26 protein-coding genes are annotated in these 26,142 nt (G+C 67.4%); 15 read left to right on the forward strand and 11 right to left on the reverse strand.

Annotated features, from left to right (window positions below):
* Positions 1–120: 120 nt before the first annotated feature.
* Complete coding sequence (locus ACSJJU_RS01115) at positions 121–1,587, reverse strand: alpha,alpha-trehalose-phosphate synthase (UDP-forming) (RefSeq protein ID WP_435913292.1); 1,467 nt, start codon at positions 1,585–1,587, stop codon at positions 121–123.
* 74 nt (positions 1,588–1,661) lie between these two features.
* Positions 1,662–2,393: a trehalose-phosphatase gene (otsB, locus tag ACSJJU_RS01120; protein WP_435913293.1), complete on the reverse strand. Its 732-nt coding sequence runs from the start codon at positions 2,391–2,393 to the stop codon at positions 1,662–1,664.
* Between the two features lie 299 nt (positions 2,394–2,692).
* Here otsB and ACSJJU_RS01125 point away from each other — a divergent pair, with 299 nt between their 5' ends.
* Positions 2,693–3,691, forward strand: coding sequence for a hypothetical protein (locus ACSJJU_RS01125; protein ID WP_435913295.1), 999 nt, complete (start codon positions 2,693–2,695; stop codon positions 3,689–3,691).
* A gap of 15 nt (positions 3,692–3,706) precedes the next feature.
* Positions 3,707–4,114, forward strand: coding sequence for an EVE domain-containing protein (locus ACSJJU_RS01130; RefSeq protein ID WP_435913296.1), 408 nt, complete (start codon positions 3,707–3,709; stop codon positions 4,112–4,114).
* 195 nt (positions 4,115–4,309) lie between these two features.
* Here ACSJJU_RS01130 and ACSJJU_RS01135 read toward each other — a convergent pair whose 3' ends face one another.
* From ACSJJU_RS01135 to gatC, 4 genes are all read right to left on the reverse strand, one after another.
* Entirely contained in the window at positions 4,310–4,486 is a 177-nt protein-coding gene (locus ACSJJU_RS01135; protein ID WP_435913298.1) for a YegP family protein, read from the reverse strand.
* A gap of 429 nt (positions 4,487–4,915) precedes the next feature.
* On the reverse strand, positions 4,916–6,412 hold the full coding sequence (gene gatB, locus ACSJJU_RS01140; protein WP_435913299.1) for an Asp-tRNA(Asn)/Glu-tRNA(Gln) amidotransferase subunit GatB: 1,497 nt from the start codon (positions 6,410–6,412) through the stop codon (positions 4,916–4,918).
* Positions 6,409–7,896, reverse strand: a complete 1,488-nt coding sequence (gatA, locus tag ACSJJU_RS01145) for an Asp-tRNA(Asn)/Glu-tRNA(Gln) amidotransferase subunit GatA (RefSeq protein WP_435913300.1) — start codon at positions 7,894–7,896, stop codon at positions 6,409–6,411. The genes gatB and gatA overlap by 4 nt, the downstream gene beginning before the upstream one ends.
* Entirely contained in the window at positions 7,896–8,183 is a 288-nt protein-coding gene (gene gatC, locus ACSJJU_RS01150; RefSeq protein ID WP_435913301.1) for an Asp-tRNA(Asn)/Glu-tRNA(Gln) amidotransferase subunit GatC, read from the reverse strand. The genes gatA and gatC overlap by 1 nt, the downstream gene beginning before the upstream one ends.
* A 262-nt stretch (positions 8,184–8,445) precedes the next feature.
* On the opposite strand from gatC, the gene ACSJJU_RS01155 reads away from it, so the two are divergent.
* From ACSJJU_RS01155 to ACSJJU_RS01170, 4 genes are all read left to right on the forward strand, one after another.
* Positions 8,446–9,621, forward strand: coding sequence for a DUF3089 domain-containing protein (locus ACSJJU_RS01155; RefSeq protein ID WP_435913302.1), 1,176 nt, complete (start codon positions 8,446–8,448; stop codon positions 9,619–9,621).
* Positions 9,618–10,106 (forward strand): Holliday junction resolvase RuvX, encoded by a 489-nt coding sequence (gene ruvX / locus ACSJJU_RS01160; RefSeq protein ID WP_435913304.1) that lies wholly within the window; start codon positions 9,618–9,620, stop codon positions 10,104–10,106. Before ACSJJU_RS01155 ends, ruvX begins: the two co-directional genes overlap by 4 nt.
* Positions 10,107–10,461: 355 nt before the next feature.
* Positions 10,462–11,466, forward strand: coding sequence for an aspartate carbamoyltransferase catalytic subunit (locus tag ACSJJU_RS01165; RefSeq protein ID WP_435913305.1), 1,005 nt, complete (start codon positions 10,462–10,464; stop codon positions 11,464–11,466).
* Complete coding sequence (locus ACSJJU_RS01170; protein WP_435913306.1) at positions 11,463–12,701, forward strand: dihydroorotase; 1,239 nt, start codon at positions 11,463–11,465, stop codon at positions 12,699–12,701. The genes ACSJJU_RS01165 and ACSJJU_RS01170 overlap by 4 nt, the downstream gene beginning before the upstream one ends.
* A gap of 85 nt (positions 12,702–12,786) precedes the next feature.
* Here ACSJJU_RS01170 and ACSJJU_RS01175 read toward each other — a convergent pair whose 3' ends face one another.
* Together ACSJJU_RS01175 and ACSJJU_RS01180 are read right to left on the reverse strand one after the other, a co-directional pair.
* Positions 12,787–13,236 (reverse strand): hypothetical protein, encoded by a 450-nt coding sequence (locus tag ACSJJU_RS01175; protein ID WP_435913307.1) that lies wholly within the window; start codon positions 13,234–13,236, stop codon positions 12,787–12,789.
* A gap of 19 nt (positions 13,237–13,255) precedes the next feature.
* On the reverse strand, positions 13,256–13,969 hold the full coding sequence (locus tag ACSJJU_RS01180; protein ID WP_435914352.1) for an AAA family ATPase: 714 nt from the start codon (positions 13,967–13,969) through the stop codon (positions 13,256–13,258).
* Positions 13,970–14,403: 434 nt separating this feature from the next.
* On the opposite strand from ACSJJU_RS01180, the gene ACSJJU_RS01185 reads away from it, so the two are divergent.
* A complete protein-coding gene (locus tag ACSJJU_RS01185; protein WP_435913308.1) occupies positions 14,404–14,763 on the forward strand; it encodes a PilZ domain-containing protein in 360 nt (119 codons plus the stop codon).
* A 21-nt stretch (positions 14,764–14,784) separates the two neighbouring features.
* Positions 14,785–15,780, forward strand: a complete 996-nt coding sequence (locus tag ACSJJU_RS01190; protein WP_435913309.1) for a methyltransferase domain-containing protein — start codon at positions 14,785–14,787, stop codon at positions 15,778–15,780.
* A gap of 106 nt (positions 15,781–15,886) precedes the next feature.
* Here ACSJJU_RS01190 and serB read toward each other — a convergent pair whose 3' ends face one another.
* Positions 15,887–16,789: a phosphoserine phosphatase SerB gene (gene serB, locus ACSJJU_RS01195; RefSeq protein WP_435914354.1), complete on the reverse strand. Its 903-nt coding sequence runs from the start codon at positions 16,787–16,789 to the stop codon at positions 15,887–15,889.
* A gap of 4 nt (positions 16,790–16,793) precedes the next feature.
* Here serB and miaA point away from each other — a divergent pair, with 4 nt between their 5' ends.
* The 5 genes from miaA (at position 16,794) to ACSJJU_RS01220 (ending at position 22,582) form a co-directional block, all read left to right on the forward strand.
* On the forward strand, positions 16,794–17,789 hold the full coding sequence (gene miaA / locus ACSJJU_RS01200) for a tRNA (adenosine(37)-N6)-dimethylallyltransferase MiaA (RefSeq protein ID WP_435914355.1): 996 nt from the start codon (positions 16,794–16,796) through the stop codon (positions 17,787–17,789).
* A 117-nt stretch (positions 17,790–17,906) separates the two neighbouring features.
* Complete coding sequence (locus tag ACSJJU_RS01205; protein ID WP_435913310.1) at positions 17,907–19,658, forward strand: acetolactate synthase 3 large subunit; 1,752 nt, start codon at positions 17,907–17,909, stop codon at positions 19,656–19,658.
* 116 nt (positions 19,659–19,774) lie between these two features.
* Positions 19,775–20,299 (forward strand): acetolactate synthase small subunit, encoded by a 525-nt coding sequence (gene ilvN, locus ACSJJU_RS01210; RefSeq protein ID WP_435913312.1) that lies wholly within the window; start codon positions 19,775–19,777, stop codon positions 20,297–20,299.
* 107 nt (positions 20,300–20,406) lie between these two features.
* Positions 20,407–21,426 (forward strand): ketol-acid reductoisomerase, encoded by a 1,020-nt coding sequence (ilvC, locus tag ACSJJU_RS01215; RefSeq protein ID WP_435913313.1) that lies wholly within the window; start codon positions 20,407–20,409, stop codon positions 21,424–21,426.
* Positions 21,427–21,664: 238 nt separating this feature from the next.
* Positions 21,665–22,582 (forward strand): choice-of-anchor L domain-containing protein, encoded by a 918-nt coding sequence (locus ACSJJU_RS01220; protein ID WP_435913314.1) that lies wholly within the window; start codon positions 21,665–21,667, stop codon positions 22,580–22,582.
* A 2-nt stretch (positions 22,583–22,584) separates the two neighbouring features.
* On the opposite strand, the gene ACSJJU_RS01225 is transcribed toward ACSJJU_RS01220, so the two are convergent.
* Entirely contained in the window at positions 22,585–23,085 is a 501-nt protein-coding gene (locus ACSJJU_RS01225; RefSeq protein WP_435913315.1) for a low molecular weight protein-tyrosine-phosphatase, read from the reverse strand.
* A gap of 237 nt (positions 23,086–23,322) precedes the next feature.
* Here ACSJJU_RS01225 and ACSJJU_RS01230 point away from each other — a divergent pair, with 237 nt between their 5' ends.
* Together ACSJJU_RS01230 and ACSJJU_RS01235 are read left to right on the forward strand one after the other, a co-directional pair.
* Complete coding sequence (locus ACSJJU_RS01230; RefSeq protein ID WP_435914356.1) at positions 23,323–24,099, forward strand: SDR family oxidoreductase; 777 nt, start codon at positions 23,323–23,325, stop codon at positions 24,097–24,099.
* Between the two features lie 102 nt (positions 24,100–24,201).
* Positions 24,202–25,827, forward strand: coding sequence for a GMC family oxidoreductase (locus tag ACSJJU_RS01235; protein ID WP_435913316.1), 1,626 nt, complete (start codon positions 24,202–24,204; stop codon positions 25,825–25,827).
* Between the two features lie 45 nt (positions 25,828–25,872).
* On the opposite strand, the gene ACSJJU_RS01240 is transcribed toward ACSJJU_RS01235, so the two are convergent.
* Positions 25,873–26,106 carry a FliM/FliN family flagellar motor switch protein gene (locus ACSJJU_RS01240; protein ID WP_435913317.1) on the reverse strand — a complete coding sequence of 78 codons (234 nt, stop codon included), beginning with the start codon at positions 26,104–26,106 and terminating at the stop codon, positions 25,873–25,875.
* Positions 26,107–26,142 lie beyond the last annotated feature (36 nt).

Below are 26,142 nucleotides of genomic sequence, written 5' to 3' on the forward strand. Positions count from 1 at the left end.
TGGCGGAACACAAGGCGGCGGGACACAAGGCCTTATGCCCGGACACGAAAACGGCATGAGCACGGGGAGACGCGGCTCCCGCGCTCATGCCGTGTCCGGTCCCGCGAAATTGGCGCGGGCCTAGACGGCCGGACGCACCGGCCAGGTTGTTTCCTCGTTCTGCGCTTCCAGGCGCTGGTCGGTCTGCCAGTGGTAGCGGCTCGCCGGGGAGATGGTGAGGCGCCGGCTGCCGGTGGCGGCCTGAAGGCAGGTCTGTGCCCACGCCGAGGCGGTGTTGCGGCGGATGGTCTCGTACATGCGCCGCCACCGGGCCTGCCGCTCGGACAGCGACATGGTGAGCGCGACGTGCAGCGCGTCCGCGATCTCGTCCGGGTCGAACGGGTTGATCAGCAGCGCGTCCTGCAACTCGGCGGCCGCTCCGGCGAAGCGGGAGAGCACCAGCACGCCCGGATCGTTCGGGTCCTGCGCCGCCACGAATTCCTTGGCGACAAGGTTCATGCCGTCGCGCAGCGGCGTCACCAGCCCGACGCGGGCGATGCGGTGGAACCCGGCGAGCACCATGCGGGGCATGTCCCGCGTGATGTAGCGCAGCGGCACCCAGTCGAAATCCGCGTGCTGGCCGTTGATCTGGCCGACCAGCTGGTCGAGCTGGCGCTTGATGTCGCGATACTCCTTCACATCATCCCGCGATTTGGGGGCGATCTGGAGGAGGCTCACCTGCTGGCGGTGCTCGGGGTGCTTCTCCAGCAGGCGCCCATAGGCGCTGAAGCGCTGCGGCAGGCCCTTGCTGTAGTCCAGCCGGTCCACACCCAGAATGAGCGCCTTGCTGCCCATGCTCTCGCGCAGACGCTCCGCCTCCGCCTGGTGCTCCGCCTCGGCGGCCATGTGCGCAAATCCTTCCGTATCGATGCCGACCGGAATGGCGCTGGAGATGCAGGGCCGGTTCGGCCCGAAGATCACGCCGTCCTTGTTGATGGAGTAGTTCAGGATATCCCGCACGCAGGAGCGGAAGTGATGGAGGTCAGCCTCCGTCTGGAAGCCCACGTGATCGTATTCGCACAGCGCCGAGAGCAGCGCCCGCCCCGGGGGCAGCACCGCGAACAGGGCCGGCGGGGCGAAGGGAATGTGCAGGTAGAAGCCGATCCGGCCAGCGAAGTTGCGCTGCCGCAGGCAGGCCGCGAGCGGGATGAAGTGGTAGTCGTGCACCCAGACGATGTCGTCCGGTTGCAGGATGCTCATCAGCGCGTCGGCGAAGCGGTGGTTGACCTTGAGGTACCCGTCATAATCGCTCCGGTCGAACTGCAACAGGCCGGGCCGGTAATGCATCAGCGGCCACAGCGTCCTGTTGGCGAAGCCGATGTAGAACTTCTTGTAGTCCTCCTCCGACAGATCCATGGCGATGATCTGCGCGCCATCGCTGTTATGCTGGGTCAGGCGGCCGGATTGCTCCGTCCTCCTGCCGCTCCATCCGAACCAGATGGTCTCGGGGGTCAGCACGTCCTTGAGCGCTGTGGCGAGGCCGCCCGGAGCCTGCCCCTTCTTGCCGCCGATGGTCACCCGGTTCGAAACGATTACAAGTCGTGCCACCTTTTCTTCCTTTGGTTTGTTCCTGGGTGCTGGCCAGAGTACTGGTACGCCCCGCGGGGGCCCTCCGTTCCCGCTTACGGCGGATATTGCGCCGGTTGCGCCGCGCCTTGCGACGCAAGGCTCCAGAGCCAGCGCCGCACCGCCTCCGGCCCGCCGCCGAAATCCTGCGGCACGCGCAGGCCCTGCCCGCCCAGCAGGATGCAGGCGCGGATGCCGTCCTCGTCCGTTGCGTCGTCGCCAATGAAAACGGGCCTGCGCCCCCGGAACGGCGGATAGCGCATCAGGCGGCGCACGGCCGTGCCCTTGTCCAGCCCCCGGGGTCTCAGCTCCAGGGCCATCTTCGCCTCGCTGATCCGGTAGGCGGGCCAGCGGTCGAGCGCCCGTTCCAGAACCGCCCGCACCGCTGGCTGATGCTCCGGCGCGAGGCGGAAATGCACGGTGAGGCAGCTCTGCTTTTCCTCGAGAATAACCCCGTCGAGCCCGGCCAGCGCCTCCCGCACGAAAGCGGCCATGGCGGGCGGCACGGCGTAGCGCGCGGCCAGCCGGAAATGGTACCCCGCCGGCAGCTTGAACACGGCTCCATGTTCCGCCACCAGCGGCACCGGGCAGCGGGGCAGGAAGCGGTCGAGATCGGCCAGCGGCCGACCGGAGACGACCGCGACCGCCCCGCCCAGACGCCGGTGCAGCTGCCGGAGCAGGCCGTGCAGCTCGTCCGGGACGAGAACCGCATCGGGACGAGGCGCAATATCGATCAGCGTCCCGTCAAGATCCAGAAACAGCGAAACCGCATCAGCCGCAATATCCATCAATCCCCACTCTCGAACCCCGCTGACCTCCAAATTATCGAGGAAAATTCGAACAAGTCGTTCTGCAAACGGTATCTATATGGGCTGCCGCGCCGTAATTTCAAACCGTCGCCGCTCGTCTCTCACCCTGCATCGCTACCCAACCCCGGGAGCGAGGGACTTAATACCAATTCATTGATGGCCCGACGCCGGCGGGGCGCGCTCCGGGCGGGTGCGCCGCCGGTTGACTGTTGCTTCACGCGTTCCAAGTGGGCAGGAATGGAAGCCACGAACGGAACGAGAAAAAACGGAAAACGCACATGGGCAATACCGAGGGCAGACGCATTCTGATCTATTGCGTCATCGTGGCAGCACTGATCGCGCTCATCGTCATGTGGTGGCGCTGGGCGGACGAGCAGATCCCCGAGGAACCCAAGCTGCCCGGCGACTTCTTCGCGCCCAAGGCCTACACCTATCGCGACCCCGCCGAGAAAAAGGGCCCGGTCGTTCCCCTGCTGGAGGGCGCGAACTTCCTCACCGGTGCGCCCGCCGTCTTCATCGGCGAGCTGACGAAAGCGCAAGGCGGTGCGGGGTTCACTGTCCGCCCCACCAACGTCATCAAGCAGGATGAGGGCGTGACCATCCCGCCGTCCCTGCCGGTCGCGGCCCTGCCGAAGGGCGTCGACAAGGCCCCGGAGGGCGATCCCCTGCCCGTTCTGGTGCGCCTTGTGGACGGCAAGGCGGAAGTCACCCGCCTGACCGGCGCGCTGGCCGAGACCGCCTATTTCATCAAGCGGCAGTATGCGGTCGACCCGCTCAAGGACACCGCGCTCGAGATGATCCTCCTCGAGCACCGCTGGGACCGCAACGCCGGGCGCGACGTGATCGTCGGCCTGTTCGCGGAGAAGACCGGCTTCCGCACCGGCAGCCACGTGGAGCTGGTCGTGACCGAGGACTCGGCGCTGGATGACCAGATCACCGGCCTGCCGGTCGTGCTGACCCGCTTCGGCGACATGGACGAGCAGCGCAACCTCTCCTGCCCCTCCTATGGTGCGTGGCGGATGCTGAAGCTGATGGAAACCGCCAGCGGCCTGCCGGAAGGCGCGGCGGCCAAGACGGTCGAGGGCGAGGTGCTGCTCCAGCGCTTCAACTGGATGAAGGCGGCGCTGGCCTCCTGCGTCTCGGTTCCGAACGACGCGCCGACCGCCCTCGGCGTCTACCGCGCCCAGCGCGCCAGGCGCCTGAAGGAGGAGCTGGTCTCCCCCGCCGAGGTGCTTCAGGACCGCGAGCGCCAGGCCGAGGCCGCCCAGGCGCAGTAAGACGGGAGGAACAGCATGGCCTACTGGCTCCTCAAGACCGAGCCCGACTCCTGGAGCTGGGCACAGCAGACGGAAGCCGGCGTGACGGCGTGGGACGGCGTCGCCAACGCCCAGGCCCTTCGCAACATGCGGGCCATGGCGGTCGGTGACCGCGCCTTCTTCTACCACACCGGCAACGAGCGACAGGTGGTCGGCATCGTCGAGATCACCCGCGCCTTCTACCCGGACCCCAACGACCCGGCCTCTGGCCTCGTGGACGTGAAGGCCGTCGCACCCCTGCCCCGGCCGGTCACGCTCGCAGCCATCAAGGCCGAGCCGGCCCTCGCCAGCCTCGCGCTGGTCCGCCAGCCGCGCCTGTCGGTCATGCCGATTGACGAGGCGTCATGGGCCCGGATTTGTGAGATGGGCGGGGTTTCCAGTTGATTGTTTCTTGATTGCAGGCGGGTCCCGGACCCTCCTGGCAACCTCCCGTTCGATTTAAAGGGCCGTGCGCGGGATAACGCGTGCGGCCCTTGTCTTTTGCGGCCCGGCGCTCAGCCATTCATCGCCCCGCAAACGAAAAGCCTCCCGGAGCGGGCTCCGGGAGGCGTCTTGCTGGGGTAGTGGTAGCCGGTGCGCTCAGCTGTTGTCTTCAACCGGCGCGTCCGGCCCGTTCTTCTTGATGGAGTCGATGGCGTTCTGGGCGGATGCCTTGGCCTTGTAGCCCTCGGTCGCGAAAATGACCTCGGAGTTGTACTTGAAGCGCACGCGGTATTCGCCCGCCTTGTCCTTGTAAATCTCGAACTTGTGAGCCATTCAGAACCTCCCAATTCGGAAACGGAGCACCATCAGGCTAAGGCGAAATCAAAATACAATTCAAGTCATTTAATCATGGAAACGAATTCGGGATAGATACGTACAAATCCCCAAAATCAGTTAGCAATATTGCTAAAAGCACTTTTACGGCCCGCTTGATTTCTTGGAGTTATTTTGTTTCCTTTTGACGGAGGGTCTTGGACCCTCCTTCACCTCCCTTCCGTTCCCCAGGGCCGCGCGCGTGACGACAGGCGCGGCCCTTTCCTCATGGGTTGACCGGGTCGCACCCGGCCTTTCCCCTGCACGGCTGAAAAAACGAAAGGGAGCGCGAGGGTCCGAGACCCTCGCAAAAGACAAGAAACCACAAAAGAAAAAGGCCGCGCCCTGAGGACAGGGCACGGCCTGATGGTCCGAAAGCGGAGAAGCGGCTTAGCCGTTCAGCGCCTTCTTGAGCAGTTCGTTGACGACGGCCGGGTTGGCCTTGCCGCCCATGGCCTTCATGGTCTGGCCGACGAAGAAGCCGAACAGCTTGTCCTTGCCGCCCTTGTAGGCTTCGACCGAGTCCGGGTTGTCCGCCAGCACCTTGGCGATGGCGGCCTCGATGGCGCCGGTGTCGGAGACCTGCTTGAGGCCCCGCTCCTCGACGATTTCCGCCGCGCCCTTGCCGGTTTCGAGCATGATCTCGAACACGTCCTTGGCGAGGCGGCCCGAGAGAGTGCCGTCGGCGATGAGGCTGATAAGCTCCGCGCCCTGTGCCGGGCTGATCGGGCTTTCCTCGATCGACTTGCCCAGCTTGTTGAGCGCGCCGAACAGGTCGGAGGTCACCCAGTTGGAGGCCGGGCGGGCCACGTCGGCGAGGCTCTTGCCCTGCTTCTTCGCCGCTTCCGCGAGGAGCGCCTCGAAGTAGTCGGCGGTTTCCTTTTCCGCGGTCAGCACGCTGGCGTTGTACTCGCTGAGGCCCAGCTCATCGATGAAGCGCTGCTTCTTGGCGTCCGGCAGCTCGGGCAGCGACGCGCGGCACTCCTCGATGAAGGCATCATCGAATTCCAGCGGCAGCAGGTCCGGGTCCGGGAAGTAGCGGTAGTCGTGCGCTTCTTCCTTCGAGCGCAGCGAGCGGGTCTCGAACTTCACGTTGTCGAACAGGCGGGTTTCCTGATCGATGGTGCCGCCGTCCTCCAGGATGTCCACCTGGCGGCGGGCCTCATACTCGATGGCCGCCATGACGAAGCGCACCGAGTTGACGTTCTTGATCTCGCAGCGGGTGCCGAACGGCTCGCCCGGGCGGCGCACCGACACGTTCACGTCGGCGCGCATGGAGCCTTCCTCCATGTTGCCGTCGCAGGTGCCGATGTAGCGCAGGATGGTGCGCAGCTTGCGCAGGTATGCGCCCGCTTCTTCCGGCGAGCGCATGTCGGGCTTGGAGACGATCTCCATCAGCGCCACGCCCGAGCGGTTGAGGTCCACGTAGGAGCGGGTCGGGCTCTGGTCGTGGATGGACTTGCCCGCGTCCTGCTCCAGGTGGATGCGCTCGATGCCCACCGTCTTGGTGCGGCCGCCTTCCAGATCGAGGACGATCTCGCCCTCGCCCACCACCGGGTACTGGAACTGGCTGATCTGGTAGCCCTGCGGCAGGTCGGCGTAGAAGTAGTTCTTGCGGTCGAAGCGCGACCACTTGTTGATCTGCGCGCCCAGCGCCAGGCCTGTGCGCACCGCCTGGCGGACGCACTCGCCGTTGATGACCGGCAACATGCCCGGCATGGCGGCGTCCACGAGGCTCACCTGCGCGTTCGGCTCCGCGCCGAAAGCGGTGGCGGCGCCGGAGAACAGCTTGGCGTTGGAGATGACCTGGGCATGGACTTCCATGCCGATCACCACCTCCCAGTCACCGGTCGCGCCGTGAATGCGATAGGGTTTGGTCTCGCTCATTTTACCCACCACTTTTCCGGTTTGGCCGTGAACTGGGCGGCCTGTTCGATCACATGGCCCACCTTCAGCACCGTCTCCTCGTCCAGCTTGCGCCCGATGAGGTGGAGGCCCAGCGGCAGACCGTCCGCGTCCACGCCCGCCGGAACCGACAGCGCCGGCAGACCCGCCAGCGAGGCGGGCACGGTGAACACGTCGTTGAGGTACATGGAGAGCGGATCGGCCGACTTGGCGCCGAACGCGAACGCGGCGCTCGGCGCGGTCGGCGTCAGGATCACGTCACAGCTCTTGTAGGCGTTCTCGAAGTCCTGCGCGATGAGGGCGCGGACCTTCTGCGCCTTCACGTAGTAGGCGTCGTAGTAGCCCGCCGACAGCACGTAGGTGCCGATCATGATGCGGCGCTTCACCTCGCGGCCGAAACCGGCGGCGCGGGTGGCCTCGTACATGTCGATCAGCGAGCCGTTCTCGGGGACCACGCGCAGGCCGTAGCGCACGCCGTCATAGCGGGCGAGGTTGGAGGACGCCTCGGCGGGGGCGACGATGTAGTAGGTCGGCAGCGCATATTGGGTGTGCGGCAGGGAGATGTCGACGATCTCCGCGCCGGCCGCCTTCAGCCAGTCCATGCCCTTCTGCCACAGCGCCTCGATCTCGGCGGGCATGCCATCGACGCGGTATTCCTTCGGAATGCCCACCTTCAGGCCCCGGATGTCGCCGGTCAGCGCCTTCTCGAAGTCGGGCACCGGCAGGTCGAGCGAGGTGGAGTCCTTGGGGTCGAACCCGCACATGGACTTGAGCAGAATGGCGCAGTCCTGAATGGTGCGGGCCATCGGCCCCGCCTGGTCCAGCGACGAGGCGAACGCCACGATGCCCCAGCGCGAGCAGCGGCCGTAGGTCGGCTTGATGCCGGAGATGCCGGTGAAGGCGGCGGGCTGGCGGATGGAGCCGCCGGTGTCCGTGCCGGTCGCCGCCGCGACGATGCGGGCCGCGACCGCCGACGACGAGCCGCCCGAGGAGCCGCCCGGCACCAGATGCTCGCCGTTCTTGCCGCGCCACGGGTTCAGCACGTTGCCGAACGCCGAGGTCTCGTTGGACGAGCCCATGGCGAACTGGTCGAGGTTCAGCTTGCCCAGCATCACCGCGCCGTCGCGCAGCAGGTTGGCCGAGACGGTGGATTCGTAGGTCGGCACGAAGCCTTCCAGAATTTTCGAGGCGGCCGTGGTCTGCACGCCCTTGGTGCAGAACAGGTCCTTGATGCCGAGCGGAATGCCCGCCAGCGGACCCGCCTCGCCCCTGGCGATGGCGGCGTCGGCGGCCTTGGCCTGCTCCAGCGCCAGCTCCGGGGTCTCGACGATGAAGGCGTTCAGCACCCGGGCCTGCTCCATGGCGCGGATGTGCGCCTGCGTCAGCTCGACCGCGGAGAAACGCTTGGCCTTCAGGCCGTCGCGCATTTCGGCGACGGTCAGTTCGGTCAGATCAGTTGCAGACATTATTCGATCACCTTCGGCACAGCGTAGAAGCCGAACTGCGCCTCCGGCGCGTTCTTGAGCACGTCTTCCTGGATGTTGCCGTCGTTCACCACATCCTCGCGCCAGCGCAGCTTCTGCGCCACCACCGAGGTCATGGGCTCGACACCATCGGTATTCACCTCGCCGAGCTGCTCGACCCAGCCCAGAATACCGTTCAGTTCCTTCATCATCGGCTCCACATCGGCGTCATCCAGCTTGATGCGCGCCAGATGCGCGATGCGGCGTACTGTCTTTTCATCAACAGCCATGGCTTGGCTCCCTTCGTGCCGGGGGCGGATAGCACGCCCGCTCCGCGCGCTTCAAGGCTGGCGCGCGCGTCGGGCGTTTTCCTGACCCCTGTAGCAGATCGCGAACGCAGGCGAGAAGGTGTTCTGATATCGCATCCCGCGCCGCCCCGGTCGTCTGTGCGACCGCCCCCGCAAACCTTCCCTTGTTTCGGGAAACCGTTGTTGCCAATCTTGCCGCCGCCAGAGGAGTTGCACAGTCCCGTCTCGACAGGTGGCCACCAACATGACGACATCCGCACCGACCACACCCGCGCCGAAGCGCAAGATTTCGCCTGCCATCAAGTTCCTGTGGGTGGTGGCGGGGCTGATCATGCTGGCTGTCATCGGGTTCGTGGTCTGGCAGGCGTTCCTGCCCAAGCTGATGCGCCTCACCTACGAGCCCAAGATCAGCTTCGCCGAGAGCCCGCAGGACCCGGCGCCCGACTACACCCGGCTGGAGGCCTGGGCGGCCCACCCGGCCCGCCCCGGCACGTCGCTGGACACGCCGGAGGGCTACGCCCCCGCCAGCTACCCGCAGGTGGACGTGTTCTTCGTGCCGCCCACCACCTACATGAGCAAGGCGCGCTGGAACGCCCCGCTGAAGGATGCGGCAGCCAATGCGCTGACCGATGTGATGATCCGCCACCAGGCGACGGCCTTCAACGGCGTCGGGCGCATCTGGGCCCCGCGCTACCGCCAGGCGACGCTGGGCGCCTTCTTCACGGAGAAGGCGGACAAGGTGCAGGCCTTCATGCTGGCCTATGAGGACGTGGCCCGCGCGTTTGACGCCTTCCTCGCCGCCCACGGCGACAAGCCCTTCATCCTCGCCGCCCACAGCCAGGGCAGCCTCCATGCGCTGGCCGTCCTCCAGCACCGCATCGCCACCTCCCCCGCGCGGGCGCAGATGGTGGCGGCCTATCTTGTCGGCTGGCCCATCTCCATCGCGGCCGACCTCGAGCCCTTCGGCCTCCAGCCCTGCGCCACGCCGGAGGCGACCGGCTGCGTCGTCTCGTGGCAGAGCTTCGGCGACCCCGCCGACCCGTCCGGCGTTGTGGCCGCCTACGGCGCGGCCCCGGGGCCAACCGGCATTGCCCGCGCCGGCACGCCCATGGTCTGTGTCAACCCGCTCAGCTGGCGCGCCGACACCACCCGAGTCGAGGCAGACGCCAACGAAGGCGCGCTGGCCTTCGTCGAGAAGGGCCAGCCCATGGCGGCGGTGGAGCCCCGCCTCACCGGCGCGGCTTGTGACGCAACCGGCATCCTCCACCTCACCCGGAACCCGCAGGGGCCCTTTGCCCGCCAGGTGATGCCGGGGATGAACTATCACGTTTACGATTACGCCCTGTTCTGGGCGAACATCCGCGCCAACGCGCAGACGCGGGTGGATGCGTTCCTCAAGTCCGGTGTCGGTGCCCCATGATCACCCAGTCCCTCCAGGAGTTCATCGCGCAGCTGCCGCAGGGCGGCCGCCTCGCCGGGCTCGACATCGGCGACAAGCGCATCGGCGTTGCCTACTGCGACGCCATGTGGACCATCGCCACCGCCGCCGAGACCCTGCAACGCAAGAAGTTCACGCAGGATCTCGCCTGGTACCGGGAGCAGTTCGCCAAGCAGAACGTGAAGGGCGTGGTCATCGGCCTGCCGCTCAACATGGACGGCAGCGACTCCCCCCAGACCCAGTCCATCCGCTCCTACGCCCTCAATCTGGACCGGGCGCTCACCGCCGCGGGTGCGCAGGCCGCCCTGCCCATCCTGTTGTGGGACGAACGCTGGTCCACCGCCGCCGTCACCCGTGTCATGATCGACGCCGACCTCTCCCGCGCCAAGCGGGCCGAGCGGGTGGACAAGGCCGCCGCCGCCTTCATCCTCCAGGGCGCCATCGACGCGCTGGCGGCGGCGTGCTGAGGGGGGATCCGGATCTTTGATTGCTTGATTGCACGAGGGGCTTGCCCCTCCTGCACCTCCCAGTCGTTTTCAGGGCTGTGTCCTTCCTGAAGGGCGCGGGCTTTTTCTTGTCAGGATGGAATCCGGCCGTGTTTCCAGCGCGCTCCTGAAACGCGGCCGGATAAACTCAAGGGAGGTTGCCAGGAGGGTCCGCGCCCCTCCTGCAAACGTCACGAATTCCCAACCACCCGCGTCCCCCACGAAATTTGCACGCTGACGCTGGCAGATGGTGCCGGAGGGGCCTATGGTAGCGCCTCAGCCAACAGCCAAGGCCCCCTTGCCCCCTTGGGGTTCAGTCGGTATAGGCCCGCATCAAATGTCCGAGCATACACCCGCATCGCATCAGACCCCGCCGGGTCTTCACCCGTTTCCGCACACCAGCCTTCTCGGCATCCAGGGGCTCCAGCCCTGGGAGATCGCCTACCTGCTGGACGAGGCGGAGCGCTGGATCGAATCCAACCGCAGCACCGCCAAGCGCCATGACATTCTCTCTGGCCTGACGCAGGTGAACGCGTTCTTCGAGAACTCGACCCGCACGCTCCTCTCCTTCGAGGTGGCGGGCAAGCGGCTGGGCGCGGATTGCGTCAACATGATCGTGAGCGCCTCGTCCATCGCCAAGGGCGAGACGCTGCTGGACACGGCGCTGACCCTCAACGCCATGCACCCGGACATTCTGGTCATCCGCCATCAGGATGCGGGCGCGGTGCAGCTGATCGCCGAGAAGGTGAACTGCACCGTGGTCAACGCGGGCGACGGCCGCCACGAGCACCCGACGCAGGCGCTGCTCGACGCGCTCACCATCCGCCGCCGCAAGGGCCGCATCGAGGGGCTGACGGTCGCCATCTGCGGCGACATCCTTCACTCCCGCGTTGCCCGCTCCAACTTCCAGCTGCTGAACGCGCTGGGGGCGCGGGTGCGCGTGGTCGCGCCGCCCACCCTCCTGGGCGCGGAGATCGAGCGGCTGGGCGTTGATGTCTACACCGACATGGATAAGGGCCTGGAAGGCGCGGACGTGGTGATGATGCTGCGCCTCCAGCGCGAGCGGATGCAGGGCGGCTTCATCCCGTCCACCCGCGAGTACTTCCACTTCTACGGCCTCACCGAGAAGCGGCTGGGCCATGCCAAGCCGGATGTGCTGGTGATGCACCCGGGCCCCATGAACCGGGGCGTCGAGATCGACACGGCGGTGGCGGACGACCTGGCCCGCTCCGCCATCACCGAGCAGGTGGAAATGGGCGTGGCCGTGCGCATGGCCTGCCTGGACGTGCTGACCCGCAAGCGTCGCGGCGTTGAGGGCTGGGCGACGGAGGCAGGCAAATGACCACGGTTGCATTCATCAACGCCCACCTGATCGACCGCGCCTCCGGGCTGGATACCACCGGCGGCGTGCTGGTGGAGAACGGCCGCATCGCCGCCGTCGGCGCCATCACCGTGCCGGACGGCGCGGCGGTGGTGGACTGCGGCGGGCAGGTTCTCACCCCCGCGCTCATCGACACCCGCGCCTTCAAGGTGGATGTGGACGCCTGCATCGCCGGCGGCATCGCCACCACCTGCCTGATGCCGGACCAGAACCCGGTTCTGGACGACCCGGCGGTCATCGAGCGCGCCTGCCGCCTTGGCCGCGAGGCCATCCGGGTGCGCCCGTTCGTGGCCGCCACCCGGGGTCTCCTCGGCGAGGAGCTGGCGGAAGTGGGCCTCGGCCTCGCCTCCGGCGCGGTCGCCATCGCCACCGGCCGGCGCGCCGTCACCCATACGGGCGTGATGCTGCGCCTGCTGCAATATTCCACCGCCTTCAATGCGCTGGTCATCAGCCACGCCGAGGACCCGGGCCTGGTCAAGGGCACCTGCGCGACCGAGGGCGAATTCGCCCAGCGTCTCGGCCTGCCCGCCCACCCGACGCTCGCCGAGACCCTGATGGTGGAGCGCGACATCCGCCTCGCCGAGGCGACCGGCGCGCGCCTGCACATCGCGCAGGTCACCTGCGCCGCCGCCATCGAGGCGGTGCGGCAGGCCAAGAAGCGGGGCGTCAAGGTGACATGCGGCGTCACGCCCGCCCACTTCCTGCTGAACGAGGTGGCGCTGACCGGCTTCCGCACCTTCGCCCGGTTCTCCCCGCCCCTGCGGACGGAAGCGGACCGGCTGGCCGTGATCGAGGGCTTGCGCGACGGCACCATCGACATCATCGCCTCGGGGCATGACCCCCGCACCCAGGAGGAGAAGCGCCTCCCCTTCGCCCAGGCCGCCCCGGGCGCGGTGGGCGCGGAGACGCTGCTCGCGACCAGCCTGACGCTGGTTCACAACGGCACGCTGACGCTGGACCAGCTTCTCGACAAGCTCTCGGGCGCACCGGCCCGCATCTTCGGGCTGGAGGGCGGCCGTCTGGCCGTGGGCGCCCCCGCTGACCTCCTGCTGCTGGACCCCGGCGCGCCCTGGCGCATCGAGGCCGAGAAGCTCCATTCCGTGCAGAAGAACACCCCGTTCGACCGCATGGCGGTGCAGGGCCGGGTGCGCGGCCTGTGGCGCGACGGCATCGATGTGCTGGCAAAGATCGCCTGAGCCAAGCTTTCGCCAGAGCCCGGCTTTCGCCTGAGCCCGGCCTGTTCCTTTTCGAGGGCCTGTTTCGGGAGGAGACGCGCCGCCGTCAGGCGGTGCGGGCAGCCGGCCGCGTGAACACCAGCGAGCCTTCGGCGGTCATCACCTCTTCGAGGTACCGGTCCAGCGCCTCGTCCAGGATCTTCTGGCCGGAGGTGCGCTTGTAGATGGCCACCACCCTCAGGTTCAGGTGCCGCTCCGGGTCGAGCCGGTAGGTGAAGGCGACGCGGCGGCGGGCGGCGGTCCGGCTGTCCTCGGCGGCGCCCGCCTCATTGGTGGCGTTCCCCGGCGGCGGCGAGAGGAACGGACGGGTCGCCCCCGCCTCTGCCGTCTCGGCCGGGCGCGACGGCTCGGGGCGCGGCAGAGTGATCACCCGGCGCGGCGCGGGTGTGCCGTCCTCCCCGTCCAGCACCAGACCGGGGCTGAGCGCAGGCCGGGCCTGCCCCTTGCGCACCAGGAGATCGCCCGTCAGCGATGCGGCAGGCTTGGGATCGTACATGCTTCTCGTCTCCCTGCGGTCAGGCGCTGACGGCCTTGCGGCCGAACCCCGCCTTGGGTGAGGACACCGGCAGCTGCGCGCTCTGGCGCGGCTGGAAGACGGTACGGCGGAAGTTCTTTTCCAGCCGGTCGGAGAGATACCCCCACAGCGTCTCGATCTCCTTGGCCGATTTGCTGTTGGGATCGGCCTCCATCACCGTGCGGCCGTCGATCATGCTGGAGGCGAAGTCCGTGCGCTGGTGGATCATCACCGGCGCGACCGTGCCGTGCTGGGAGAGCGCCACCGCCGCATCGAAGCTGATCTTGGCGCGCGGGGTCGCCGCGTTCACCACGAACACCAGCGGCTTGCCGGTGCGCTCCACCAGATCCACCGTCGCGCCCGCCGCCCGCAGGTCGTGCGGGCTGGGGCGGGTCGGGATCACCACCAGGTCGGCGACGCTCACCACCGACTGGATCGCCACGGTGATGGCGGGCGGCGTATCGATCACCGCCAGTTTGAAGCCCCGGCTGCGCAGATCCTCCAGATCCGCCGCCAGCCGGTTGATGCTGGTCTGGGCGAAGGCGGGCGCGGGCGCTTCCCGTTCGTTCCACCAGTCCGCCAGCGACCCCTGCGGATCGATGTCCATCATCACGACGGGACCGGCGCCCGAGCGCTCGGCCTCGACGGCGATGTGACCGCTGAGGGTCGTCTTGCCAGACCCACCCTTCTGCGAAGCAAATGCCACGACGCGCATGGTCATGCCCTCCCCCGTTCGTGAGGCTGTACGGGGCAACTATGCGAATCGGACCATTAAGAAGGTGTTACCGCCCGGCCCTCAGGCGGGGTGTCCCCACTCGACCGGGGGAAGCGCCGGGGGAAGCAGTTGTCGCGAACGGGCGGAAAAGGCCGGAAACCGGAGCGGGCCTGAAACGAAACGCGGCTTCGGGATCGCTGAAGAAGCGCTCAACCGAAGCCGCGGTCACGAGCCCCCCGTTGCCCGTGATGCCATAATGGTTAGTCGAGCTATTAAGATTGTGCAAGCCATCACGTAACGGTTCGAAACCTGCGAGAAGTCAGGGACTTGCCGAATATATTGGCATTGCGCTCTCCATCCCCCCCGCCGCTATTAAGAGTTTGTTTGCTATCTTTCAGCAAGGTATGGCCGTTTTGAGAGGGTTCGCGGGGCTCATGAAGCAGACACAGGAAAGTCCGGGAACGAATCGGCGTTCCGCTCCGCGCTATTGGGCCCGCAGCTCCTGCATTCTGCACACGCCGGGCGGGCCGCTGAACGGCCGCCTGCGGGATATCTCCGCCGCCGGCGCCTTTCTGGAGATGCGGCGGGGGCCGAATCCCGGCACCGCCATTCGTCTGGAACACCCGGTTGCCGGCAGCCTGCCGGGCACGGTCACCCGGCGTACGGAAGACGGCATCAGCCTTGCCTTCATACAGGGAGACGATACCGTGACCTTTGCCCTTCAGGTTATCAGCTCCGAGATCACCGGCGCGCGGGAGGGCGACACCGCCGTCCCCCAGCCATCCTCTGATTGACAGGATTTCCGGGCTTCCACCATGAGCGCCGCCAAGAAGATCACCAAAATTCCTCTCTCCGTGCGCCTGAAGGCCTGGTGGGAAGGGTATGACGCCGAGGAACTGGCCCAGCGCCTGATGAAGCGCAACGCCACCGATTCGGCCCCCGCCCCTGCCGAGAAGAAGGAGCCGGAGCCGCCCATCCTCACCCCGCTTCAGGGCGAGGTGACCGAGCCCGACCCGATCCTGCCCATCGACCCGTGGGATCAGAACCGCATCGACGTGGCCCAGCTCATCTGGGGCCGGGGCTTCTGCGGCCCGGGCGGCCCCGAGCATGTGATCGCGATGAACAAGCTGCTCACCCTCACGCCCGAGATGAGCATGATGCATCTGGGCGCGGGGCTTGGCGGCCCGGCCCGCACGCTGGCGGAAGCCTTCGGCGTGTGGGTGACCGGCTACGAGACCTCCGAATCGCTGGTGGCCGCCGGCAGCGAGCTTTCCGCCATCGCCGGCATGGCCAAGAAGGCGTCCCTCACCTTCCTCGACCTCGACGCGCCCAAGCCGTTCGAGCGCAAGTACGACCGGGTGCTGGTGGACAGCTTCCTCTCGCTCGTCGAGGACAAGCAGGACCTGATGGTGCGAATCGAGGAAAGCCTGAAGCAGGATGGCCTCTGCCTCATCACCGACTATTTCCTCGCCGGCGACCAGACCCGGGAGCACCCGGACTACCTGGATTGGGTGGCCCGGGAGCCGCGCAAGCCGACCCTGGTGAAGGTGGAGGAGCTGCGGGAGATTCTCCAGCGCAGCGGCTACAATGTGCGGGTGGATGACAATCTCTCGGCCGACTACGTCCAGCTCATCGACCAGACCTGGGCGGGCGCGGACCAGATCGTGGCCCACCTCTACGCCCAGCCCAGCCAGGCCCAGCTGGTCAATGTGGTCTGCAAGGAAGCCGAGCTCTGGGCGCGGCGCGCCCGCCTGCTGCGCAGCGGGCTCATCACCTATCGCCGCCTGCTCGCCGCCAAGCGCACCTTCTGATTCGCCAGCCTCCGTCGCCAGCCTTAGTCGCCTGCACTCGGGGCGCAGGGGTCCTGAGCCCCCTGCCCGATTCCCCGATTCAGACTCCCGAACGCCCGGATCTCCCTTACCGCGCCGCCGCCCAGTCCTCGCGGCGGTAGCCCTGCGCGAACAGCAGCGCCGTCAGGTCGCCGTGGCGAATGGCGGCGCTGGCGGCTGCCTCGGTTTTCGGCTTGGCATGGAAGGCGACGCCCAGCCCTGCCTCCTCGATCATCGGGATGTCGTTGGCGCCGTCGCCGACCGCGAGGCACGACTCGAGCGGGATGCCGCGCCGGGCGGATTCCTCCAGCAGCGTCTGCCGCTTGACCGCGGCGGTGATGATGGGCCGGTCCACCGTGCCGGTGAGCTTGCCATCGCGGATGCCGAGCACGTTGGCCTTGTACTGGGCAAAGCCCAGCTTCGCCGCCACCCGCTCGACAAAGAAGGTGAAGCCGCCCGAGACCAGCACCGTATGCGCGCCGTTGGCGGCCATGGTCCTGACCAGCGCCGCCCCGCCCGGCGTGAAGGCGACGCGCTCCGCGTAGCAGCGCTCCAGCACCGATTCCTCCAGCTCTTCCAGCAGGGAGACGCGGGCATCGAGCGCACCCTCGAAGTCCAGCTCGCCGCGCATGGCCGCTTCCGTCACGCGCGCCACCTGTTCCTTGACGCCCGCGTAGTCGGCCAGTTCGTCGATGCACTCGATGGTGATCATGGTCGAGTCCATGTCGGCGATGAGCAGCCGCCGGCGGCGGTGGGCCGCCTCCTGCACGATGGCGTCCACGGTCTCGCCCGCCAGCGCGGCCTCGACAGCGGCGCGGGCCTGCGCCCGGTCCAGGCCGGAGACGAACAGGTCCGCCGCCCGCTCCGGCTCCAGCCAGGCTTCGTCCGTGACCTGCCCGCCGGCGGCCTCAAGGGCCTGCCGCGCCCGGACGAGATGCGTTGAAGTGAGCACGGGCCCTTCCCAGGGCGCGACGAGCGTGGCAACCAACATCGACATGAGCAACCTTTCCCGAAATACGCCGGCCCAATGGCCTTTGGCCCGAAAACCGCTCGTGCTTATTGCCGGACCGACGGCAAGCGGCAAGTCAGCAGTATCATTATGGCTGGCGGAAACGGCCCCCGGCACCGTCATCAATGGCGATGCGCTCCAGCTTTACCGGGATCTGTCCGTGCTGACAGCCCGCCCCTCGCCCGAGGACGAGGCCCGCGCCCCCCACCGTCTCTACGGCGTGCTGGACGGCAGCCAGGCCAGCTCCGCCGCCTGGTGGGCGGAAGCGGCAACCCGCGAGGTGGAGGACGCCTGGGCGGCGGGCCGCCTGCCCATCCTCACCGGCGGCACCGGGCTCTATCTGCGCACCCTGCTGCATGGCATCGTGCCGGTGCCGGACATCGACGAGGCCGTGCGGGCGGACGTGCGCGGGCGGATGGACGCCGAGGGCCCGGAAGCCTTGCACGCCGAGCTGGCCCGGCTCGACCCCGTCACCGCCGCCCGCCTTGGCCCGCGCGACCGCCAGCGAATCGCCCGGGCGCTGGAGGTGGCCCTCTCCACCGGCACGCCGCTCAGCCAGTTCCAGCAGGAGACCACCGGCGGGCTGGCGGACCGGCCGGACGTGGGGCCGATCCTCCGTTGCGTCATCTTGCCGGAACGTAGTATACTATATACACGCTGCGACCAGCGGCTCGTGCAGATGGCCGAACAGGGCGCGGTGGAGGAAGTCAGAAAATTGCTGGCGCGCGGCCTTGCACCCGAGTTGCCGGTGATGAAAGCGGTCGGCGTGCCCGAGTTTGCGGCCTTCCTCGAAAAACGTCTTGAATATCAAGAGGCTATCGCCGCCGCCCAGCAAGCGACCCGGCGTTACGCCAAACGCCAGTACACCTGGTTCCGCAATCAGTGCCGCGACTGGAATTTCGTCCGTTCGCACGATCTGAAAACTCAAATCGAGCAAATTGCAATAATATTCCAAGAAAACGGCTTGACTTTGAAAGTTTGAAACAATACCCAAGCCCTCTGTTTGCCTTGCAGCGGAGGGGTGCGCTCGACGTGTGCCTTCCTGCTGCGTCAGGAGTTTATCTGCTGTGATGTCACGGCGCGGGAAGGAGTAAGAGACATGTACGGCGAGCCGATGCCCGGCGCGGAGATCATCGTCCAGGCCCTGGTGGATCTGGGCGTGGAGGTCGTGTTCGGATATCCGGGCGGCGCTGTCCTTCCCATCTACGACGCGCTTTTCCGGCAGAACCGCATCCGCCACGTGCTGGCCCGCCACGAGCAGGGCGCGGTCCATGCGGCGGAAGGCTATGCCCGCTCCACCGGCAAGCCGGGCGTGGTGCTGGTCACCTCCGGCCCGGGCGCGACCAACGCTGTCACCGGCATCACGGACGCGCTGCTGGATTCCATCCCCATTGTCGTGCTGACCGGTCAGGTCGCCACGCACCTGATCGGCAATGACGCCTTTCAGGAGTGCGACACGGTCGGCATCACCCGCCACTGCTCCAAGCACAACTACCTGGTGAAGGACACCGCCCGTCTGGGCGAGGTGATTCACGAGGCCTTCTACATCGCGACCCACGGCCGCCCCGGCCCGGTCGTGGTCGACATTCCGAAGGACGTGCAGATTGCCAAGGCGGTCTACCGCAACCCGGGCAAGATCGAGCACAAGACCTACCGCCCGGCCATCAAGGGCGACGTTGCCGACATCGAGGCCGCGATCGAGCTGATGATGAACGCGGAGCGTCCGGTGCTGTACACCGGCGGCGGCATCATCAACTCCGGCCCGCAGGCGGCCCTGCTGCTTCAGGAGTTGCAGCGCGTCACCGGCTTCCCCGTCACCTCGACGCTGATGGGTCTGGGCGCCTTCCCGTCCCGCTCGCCCGCGTTCCTCGGGATGCTGGGCATGCACGGCACCTATGAGGCCAACCTCGCCACCCACGGCGCGGACGTGCTCATCTGCCTCGGCGCGCGCTTCGACGACCGCGTCACCGGCCGGGTCGATCTGTTCTCGCCGAACTCGAAGAAGATTCACGTCGATATCGACCGCTCGTCCATCAACAAGAACATTCTGGTGGACATCGGCATCGTCGGCGACGTGGGCCGGGTCATGGAGGACATGATCCGCATCTGGAAGTCCAAGGGCCTCACCGCCCGTCCGCTCAAGGACTGGTGGGCCCAGATCAACGAATGGCGCGACCGCAAGTGCCTGGCCTACCGCCAGGAGGGCGACGTGATCCTGCCGCAGCACGCCATCGCGCGGCTGTACGAGGCGACGAAGGACAAGAGCCCGATCATCACCACGGAGGTCGGCCAGCACCAGATGTGGGCGGCCCAGTATTTCGGGTTCGAGAAGCCGAACAAGTGGCTCACCTCCGGCGGTCTCGGCACCATGGGCTACGGCCTGCCCGCCGCCATCGGCGCGCAGATCGGCAACCCCAACGCGCTGGTGATCGACATCGCGGGCGAGGCTTCGATCCTGATGAACATTCAGGAGATGTCCACGGCCAAGCAGTATCGCCTGCCGGTCAAGGTGTTCATCCTCAACAACGAGTACATGGGCATGGTCCGCCAGTGGCAGGACCTCACCTACGAGGGCCGCTATTCCGAGAGCTATTCGGAAGCCCTGCCCGACTTCGTGAAGCTGGCCGAGGCCTATGGCTGGACCGGCCTGCGGATCGAGACCGCCGCCGAGCTGGACGCGGGCATCAAGACGATGCTGGAGACGCCCGGCCCGGTGATGGTGGACTGCCGCGTGGCCAAGCTGGAGAACTGCTTCCCGATGGTTCCCTCGGGCGCGGGCCACAACGAGATGATCCTCGGCCCCGAACAGGTGTCGGGCGAGCTGTCCGAGGAGGCTCAGGCGCTCGTTTGATTGCGATCGGTCCCCAGGTTCCCGGCCGCACCCGGCCGGGAGCATTCACCCCGCTTCTGACGTTGCAGGCGGCGCAGTCCCCGGAGACGGAGTCGCGCCAAAGCCAGGAATGAACCATGTTGCATCAGAACAGCCCCATCGAACGCCATACCCTCAGCATCCTCGTTGACAACGAGGCCGGTGTTCTTGCGCGTGTGATTGGCCTTTTCTCCAGCCGCGGTTACAACATCGACAGCCTGACCGTGGCGGAGGTCACCCATGACCAGTCGATCAGCCGCATCACCATCGTCACCTCCGGCACGCCGGTGGTCATCGAGCAGATCAAGGCGCAGCTGGAGCGGCTGGTGCCGGTGCACTCGGTGGCCGATCTCACCGTGCAGGGTCCGCACGTGGAGCGGGAAATGGCGCTGGTGAAGGTGACGGGGCTCGGCGAGAAGCGGGTCGAGGCGCTGCGCCTCGCCGACATCTACCGCGCCCGGGTGGTGGACGCCTCCACCCGCAGCTTCGTGTTCGAGCTGACCGGCTCCACCGAGAAGGTGAACACGTTCATTGAACTCATGCGGGAGCTGGGTCTGGCCGAGGTGGTCCGCACCGGCGTCGTTGCCATCGCGCGCGGCACCAGCACGCTCACGCACCCCTGAGAGCCGGGGAAGCGCAGCAGTCACGGGGCACCCGGGAACTTCGGAATTTCGGAAACTTCAGACGGCCAGGAAACAGGGCCGGGAATAAACAAGGGAAGGAAAGAAACATGCGCGTCTACTACGATCGCGACGCCGACCTGAATCTGATCAAGGGCAAGAAGATTGCCATCCTCGGCTACGGCAGCCAGGGCCACGCCCATGCGCAGAACCTGCGCGACTCCGGCGTGCAGGAAGTCGCGATCGCGCTTCGTCCGGGTTCGGCCTCCGCGAAGAAGGCGGAAGCCGCCGGCTTCAAGGTGCTCGGCAACAAGGAAGCCGCCCAGTGGGCCGACATCCTGATGATCCTGGCGCCGGACGAGCACCAGGCCGCCATCTGGGAAAACGACCTGAAGGGCAACATGAAGCCGGGCGCGGCGCTGGCCTTCGCTCACGGCCTCAACATCCACTTCGGTCTGATCGAGCCGCAGGCGGACATCGACGTGATCATGATCGCGCCGAAGGGCCCGGGCCACACCGTGCGCGGCGAGTATCTGAAGGGCGGCGGCGTGCCGTGCCTCATCGCCGTCCACCAGGACGTCTCGGGCAACGCCCATGACATCGCCCTCGCCTACGCCTCGGGCGTTGGCGGCGGCCGCTCGGGCATCATCGAGACCAACTTCCGCGAGGAGTGCGAGACCGACCTGTTCGGCGAGCAGGCCGTACTGTGCGGCGGTCTGACCGCGCTGGTGCAGGCGGGCTTCGAGACCCTGGTCGAGGCCGGCTACGCGCCGGAGATGGCCTACTTCGAGTGCCTCCACGAGATGAAGCTGATCGTGGACCTGATGTACGAGGGCGGCATCGCCAACATGCGCTACTCGATCTCCAACACCGCCGAGTACGGTGACATCAAGACCGGTCCGCGCATCATCACCGAAGAGACCAAGAAGGAAATGAAGCGCGTGCTGGCCGACATCCAGTCGGGCCGCTTCGTGCGCGACTTCGTGCTCGAGAACCGCGCCGGCCAGCCGGAGCTGAAGGCGTCCCGCAAGCTGGCGGCGGCGCACCCGATCGAGCAGACCGGCGAGAAGCTCCGCGCCATGATGCCGTGGATCAACGCCAGCAAGCTGGTCGACAAGTCCAAGAACTGACCCCCCTCGATCCTTTCGACAGGTCGAGAAGACGGCGGGCGTCGTCACCATCCGGTGGCGGCGCCTGCTGCTTTTTGGCGCGGAACCGGACGCTCCGCCGCCAGTTTGTCCCTACAATCCGCACGGTCTCCCCGCTGCTTTCACCCAGGCGACGGGCCATGCGGAACGCCTCCGGCGTGCCTTCTCATCTGCGAAGCGCCCGCAGCAGCACGACGTCGACTGACAAGGGACATGCCCTATGCGTTTGCTCGCACCTGCGGCTGTTGCGGCCCTCATCGGCGTGGCGGCGCCTGCCGTTGCGGCTCCCGTCCTGACCGACCTCACCGCGACCACGCCCGAGCAACTGGCCGCCACGCTTCTGGGCGCCAATAGCGGCATCCTCATCAACTCCGCCACCTACACGGGCAGCGCCGTCGCCTCGGGGCTGTTCACCGGCGGCAACAGCTCGGGCATCGGCTTCGACAGCGGCGTTGCGCTCACCAGCGGCACGCTCTCCACCCTGCCCGCCGGGTTCAACACCCAGAACCTGGCCCTGGGGAACCCGCGTCTGGAGCAATACAACGGCGGCTTCGCCACCACCAACGCCTCGACGCTCACCATCGAGTTCACGCCGCAGGGCAACGCGATCTCCCTCGCCTACGTCTTCGGCTCGCAGGACTATCAGTTCTCGGTCGGCATCGGGTTCAACGACGTGTTCGCGGCGGAGGTGAACGGCACCAACCGCGCGCTGGTGCCGGGCACGGACACGCCCGTCTCCATCGACACCGTCAACTGCGGCGACGCCCTCGGCAACAATGCGGCCAATTGCGACCAGTTTCGCGACAACCGCAACGGGGGCGTCACGGACCTGGACCTCGAAGGGCTGACCCGGGTCTTTCTGCTGACGGCGGCGGTGGTGCCGAACGCCATCAACACCCTGACCCTCTCGATCGCCGATTCCTCCGATCCGTTCTTCGATTCCGTCGTCTTTCTTCAGGCGGGCTCGTTCGTCAGTTGCGGCGGGCCGGTCCTGCCGGCGTGCAACGGGGTCCCGCCGCCCCCGGGCGAGGTAGAGGAGCCGGGCATGATCGGCCTCCTCGGCCTTGCCGCACTCACCATCGCCGCCACCTGCCGGCCGCGCCGCCGCCCGTACCGCGCCGCGCGCCGCCGCGCCTGACCTCAGGCTTCCGCTGCGGCCCCCACCGCCAGCGCGGCGCGCACGGTCTCCAGCAGCGCCTCGCAGCCCAGCCGGGCCAGGCGATAGGTTTCCTCGAAATCCTCGGGCCCGCCGTAATAGGGATCGGGCACCGGCCGGCCCTCCATTCCCGGCACGAAGTCCAGCAGCATCCGCACCTCGGCACTGTGACCGGCGGGCGCGACGGCCCGGATGTCCGCCAGGTTGCTCGCGTCCATCGCCACGATGAACCGGAACCGCGCGAAGTCCGCCCGGCAGAGCTGGCGCGCCCGCAGGCCGGTAATGTCGATGCCATGGCGGGCCGCCACCGCGCAGCTGCGCGGGTCGGGGCCGCGGCCGATGTGCCAATCGCCGGTCCCGGCGGAATCGATCTCGATCCGGTCGGCGAGCCCTGCCTGCGCCACCAGATCCCGGAACACGCCCTCGGCCACCGGCGAGCGGCAGATGTTGCCAAGGCACACAAACAATACGGAGGTCTTCGTCACATCCTGCTCCCTGGTCTGCGGCGCACCTTCGCCGCGTCCCGTTCATGGTCAGGCCCCGCTTATGCCCCAGGACGGCCAAAGAAGCGAGCCGGCCGCCGGCGTCCCACCATTTCCCCCAGGTCCGCCCCCTCTGAATTCATAGCAGTCACAGGGACGCGCTCATGTCATAAATGCAATAAATTCGCGCTATTCTTTCCGTCCATGTCCCCGGCACTTGTGCAGGAGCCTCCCATGAACCTGAAGATCACCGACCTGTTCTCCGTCGCCGGCAAGGTCGTGCTCGTGACCGGCGGCAGCCGTGGCCTCGGCGAGATTTTCGCCCGGGCCTATCTGCAAAACGGTGCGAAGGTCTACATCACGTCGCGCAAGGCCGACGCCTGCGACGCCCTCGCGGCGGAGCTTTCGAGCGAGGGCACCTGCATTTCCCTGCCCGCCGACCTCAGCCGCATGGAGGAAGTCGAGCGGCTGGCGGGCGAGCTGGCGGCGCGGGAGGAACGGCTCGACGTGCTCGTCAACAACGCGGGTGCGTCCTGGGCCGCCCCGTTCGACGACTTCCCCGAGCACGGCTGGGACAAGGTGATGAACATCAACGTGAAGTCGGTGTTTTTCCTCACCCAGAAGCTGAAGCCGCTGCTGGCCGCCGCCGCCACGGACGAGGACTGGGCGCGGGTCATCAATGTGGGCTCCATCGAAGGCCTGCACGTCTCGGAGCTGGAAGCGCCCTCCTACTGCACCTCCAAGGCGGCGGTCATTCACCTCAGCCGCGTGCTGGCCGCCAAGCTCGCGCCCGCGCGGATCGCGGTGAACGCCATTGCGCCGGGCTACTTCCTCAGCAAGATGACGGTGGGTCTGGGCGACGACTACCTGAACAAGGTGGCCAGCGGCAGCCGCATGAACCGCCTCGGCCAGCCGCACGACATCGCGGGGATCGCCCTCTATCTGGCCTCGCGCGCCAGCAGTTTCGTCACCGGAGCCGTGATCCCCGTCGATGGCGGGCTCGCCACCACGGCCTGATCGCCTGTTTTCCCGGGAACGATGGGTTCGTCGAAAATCGTTTCGGAGGCATAATACATATCATATAAATCATCCCGGGGAGATCGACGGGGGGACTTTGACGTGGCGGATGTCGAGTCGGGGGCCTGGGACTACATCATTGTCGGGGCAGGATCGGCGGGCTGTGTGCTCGCCAACCGCCTGAGCGAGGATCCGCGCCATCGCGTGCTGCTCGTCGAGGCGGGCGGCGATGACCGGGACCCGATGATTCTCATGCCGATGGGGGTGGTGCAGCTGGTGCCGCCAGGCCGCTCGCCGCACACCTGGCAGTACTGGACCGAGCCCCAGCCCCAGCTCAACGGACGCCGCATGTACTGGCCGCGCGGCCGGGTGCTGGGCGGCTGCTCCTCCATCAATGCGATGATCTATACCCGGGGCCATCCCTCCGACTACGACACCTGGGCCCGGCTTGGCTGCACCGGCTGGGGCTGGGACGACGTGCTGCCCTATTTCCTGCGCGCCGAGGACAGCGAGCGGGGCCCGAGCGCCTGGCACGGTGTCGGCGGGCCGCTCAAGACCTCCACCCGCTCCCTGCCCAATCCGCTGGTGGATGCGTTTCTGGAAGCCGGGCGCGAGCTGGGCCTGCCCGAGACGGACGATTTCAACGGCCCGGTGATGGAGGGGCTGGGCCGGTATGATTCCACCACCGCCAGAGGCGAGCGCTGGTCCGCCGCCCGGGCCTGGCTGCACCCGGCGCTGCGCCGCCCCAACCTGGCGGTGATGACCCAGGCCCTTGCCGAGCGGGTGGTGCTGGAGAACGGCCGCGCCGCCGCCCTGGTGGTGCGGCGCGGCGACAGGCAGATCGTCTGCCGCGCGGCGGGGGAGATCCTGCTGGCGGGCGGCACGGTGAACTCGCCCCAGCTGCTCATGCTCTCCGGCATCGGCCCGGGCGAGCACCTGCAGGACATGGGCATTCCGGTCGCCCACCATGCGCCCGGCGTCGGCGCCAACCTTCAGGACCATCTGGACGTTGCCCTGCGCTGGACCTGCGAGGCCCCGGTCTCGCTCCAGCGCTACCGCGCCAGGCTTCCCCGGCTGCTGGCCAACCTTGGCTGGCGAACGGCCCGCAAGGGTGTGGCCAGCTACATCCCCACCCCGGCCGGCGGCTTCCTGAAATCGAGCCGCCAGATCGCCGTGCCGGACCTCCAGCTGCATCTCATGTGCACCCTGATCAGTCCGCACAGCACCCAGCCCATCGAGGCGCATGGTTACCAGATCCAGGTCTGCCATCTGCGGCCGCTGTCGCGCGGCACGATCCGTCTCGCCTCGCCCGATCCGGCGGCGCATCCGCTGATCGACCCCGGCTACTTCCAGGCGGAGGCCGACATCGAGGCGCTGCTGACGGGCGTCATGATCGCCCGGCGCATCGGCAACGCGCTGGCCTTCGCGCCGTTCGGCGTCACCGAGCTGTGGCCGGGCGAGTCCGTGCACTGGCGGGATGACCTGCTCGCCGCCATCCGCGACGCGGCGGAGACCGTCTATCACCCGGTGGGGACGGTCCGCATGGGCAGCGATGATCTGGCGGTGGTGGACCCGCGCCTCAGGGTGCGCGGTGTCGAGGGCCTACGGGTGGTGGACGCCTCGATCATGCCGATCCTTGTGTCGGGCAACACCAACGCGCCGACCATGATGATCGCCGACAAGGCGGCGGACATGATTCTGGAAGACCGGGCCCGGCCTTCCGCCTGACCCGCGCGACCGGAGCCGCAGCCCTCACCCAGCCCTTTGCAGCCCTCAGGCGGCGCGGCGGACCCGCTCGACGATGGTCACGCCGATCCGCTCGCCGAGAAGCACGATTTCGCCTCTGGCGATGAGCTCGTCGTTGGCGTAGATCCACACAGGATCGTCATGGCGCGCATCCAGGTCGATGACCGCGCCGCGCCCCATTTTCAGCAGATGCCGGATCGGCATCTTGGTCCGGCCAAGAACGACAGAGATCTCCAGTTTGACCTTGTCAACGGCGCTCATTCCCGGTTCCTTCGGCCCAGTCCAGTGGTTGCTCGC

Source organism: Pedomonas sp. V897, from assembly GCF_051304405.1.
In the GTDB taxonomy this organism is placed as follows: Bacteria; Pseudomonadota; Alphaproteobacteria; order Sphingomonadales; family Sphingomonadaceae; genus Pedomonas.

Bases quoted from the DNA above. Each gene is read 5' to 3' on its own strand.
- gatC (WP_435913301.1), bottom strand. From the start codon at position 8,183: ATGGCTGTTGATGAAAAGACAGTACGCCGCATCGCGCATCTGGCGCGC.
- ACSJJU_RS01180 (WP_435914352.1), bottom strand. From the start codon at position 13,969: ATGCGCGTCGTGGCATTTGCTTCGCAGAAGGGTGGGTCTGGCAAGACG.
- ACSJJU_RS01185 (WP_435913308.1), top strand. From the start codon at position 14,404: ATGAAGCAGACACAGGAAAGTCCGGGAACGAATCGGCGTTCCGCTCCG.
- ACSJJU_RS01135 (WP_435913298.1), bottom strand. From the start codon at position 4,486: ATGGCTCACAAGTTCGAGATTTACAAGGACAAGGCGGGCGAATACCGC.
- serB (WP_435914354.1), bottom strand. From the start codon at position 16,789: ATGTTGGTTGCCACGCTCGTCGCGCCCTGGGAAGGGCCCGTGCTCACT.
- ACSJJU_RS01125 (WP_435913295.1), top strand. From the start codon at position 2,693: ATGGGCAATACCGAGGGCAGACGCATTCTGATCTATTGCGTCATCGTG.
- ACSJJU_RS01175 (WP_435913307.1), bottom strand. From the start codon at position 13,236: ATGTACGATCCCAAGCCTGCCGCATCGCTGACGGGCGATCTCCTGGTG.
- otsB (WP_435913293.1), bottom strand. From the start codon at position 2,393: ATGGATATTGCGGCTGATGCGGTTTCGCTGTTTCTGGATCTTGACGGG.
- miaA (WP_435914355.1), top strand. From the start codon at position 16,794: ATGAGCAACCTTTCCCGAAATACGCCGGCCCAATGGCCTTTGGCCCGA.
- ACSJJU_RS01170 (WP_435913306.1), top strand. From the start codon at position 11,463: ATGACCACGGTTGCATTCATCAACGCCCACCTGATCGACCGCGCCTCC.
- ACSJJU_RS01190 (WP_435913309.1), top strand. From the start codon at position 14,785: ATGAGCGCCGCCAAGAAGATCACCAAAATTCCTCTCTCCGTGCGCCTG.
- ACSJJU_RS01205 (WP_435913310.1), top strand. From the start codon at position 17,907: ATGTACGGCGAGCCGATGCCCGGCGCGGAGATCATCGTCCAGGCCCTG.
- gatA (WP_435913300.1), bottom strand. From the start codon at position 7,896: ATGTCTGCAACTGATCTGACCGAACTGACCGTCGCCGAAATGCGCGAC.
- ACSJJU_RS01130 (WP_435913296.1), top strand. From the start codon at position 3,707: ATGGCCTACTGGCTCCTCAAGACCGAGCCCGACTCCTGGAGCTGGGCA.
- ACSJJU_RS01240 (WP_435913317.1), bottom strand. From the start codon at position 26,106: ATGAGCGCCGTTGACAAGGTCAAACTGGAGATCTCTGTCGTTCTTGGC.
- ACSJJU_RS01220 (WP_435913314.1), top strand. From the start codon at position 21,665: ATGCGTTTGCTCGCACCTGCGGCTGTTGCGGCCCTCATCGGCGTGGCG.
- ACSJJU_RS01165 (WP_435913305.1), top strand. From the start codon at position 10,462: ATGTCCGAGCATACACCCGCATCGCATCAGACCCCGCCGGGTCTTCAC.
- gatB (WP_435913299.1), bottom strand. From the start codon at position 6,412: ATGAGCGAGACCAAACCCTATCGCATTCACGGCGCGACCGGTGACTGG.
- ilvN (WP_435913312.1), top strand. From the start codon at position 19,775: ATGTTGCATCAGAACAGCCCCATCGAACGCCATACCCTCAGCATCCTC.
- ACSJJU_RS01155 (WP_435913302.1), top strand. From the start codon at position 8,446: ATGACGACATCCGCACCGACCACACCCGCGCCGAAGCGCAAGATTTCG.
- ruvX (WP_435913304.1), top strand. From the start codon at position 9,618: ATGATCACCCAGTCCCTCCAGGAGTTCATCGCGCAGCTGCCGCAGGGC.
- ilvC (WP_435913313.1), top strand. From the start codon at position 20,407: ATGCGCGTCTACTACGATCGCGACGCCGACCTGAATCTGATCAAGGGC.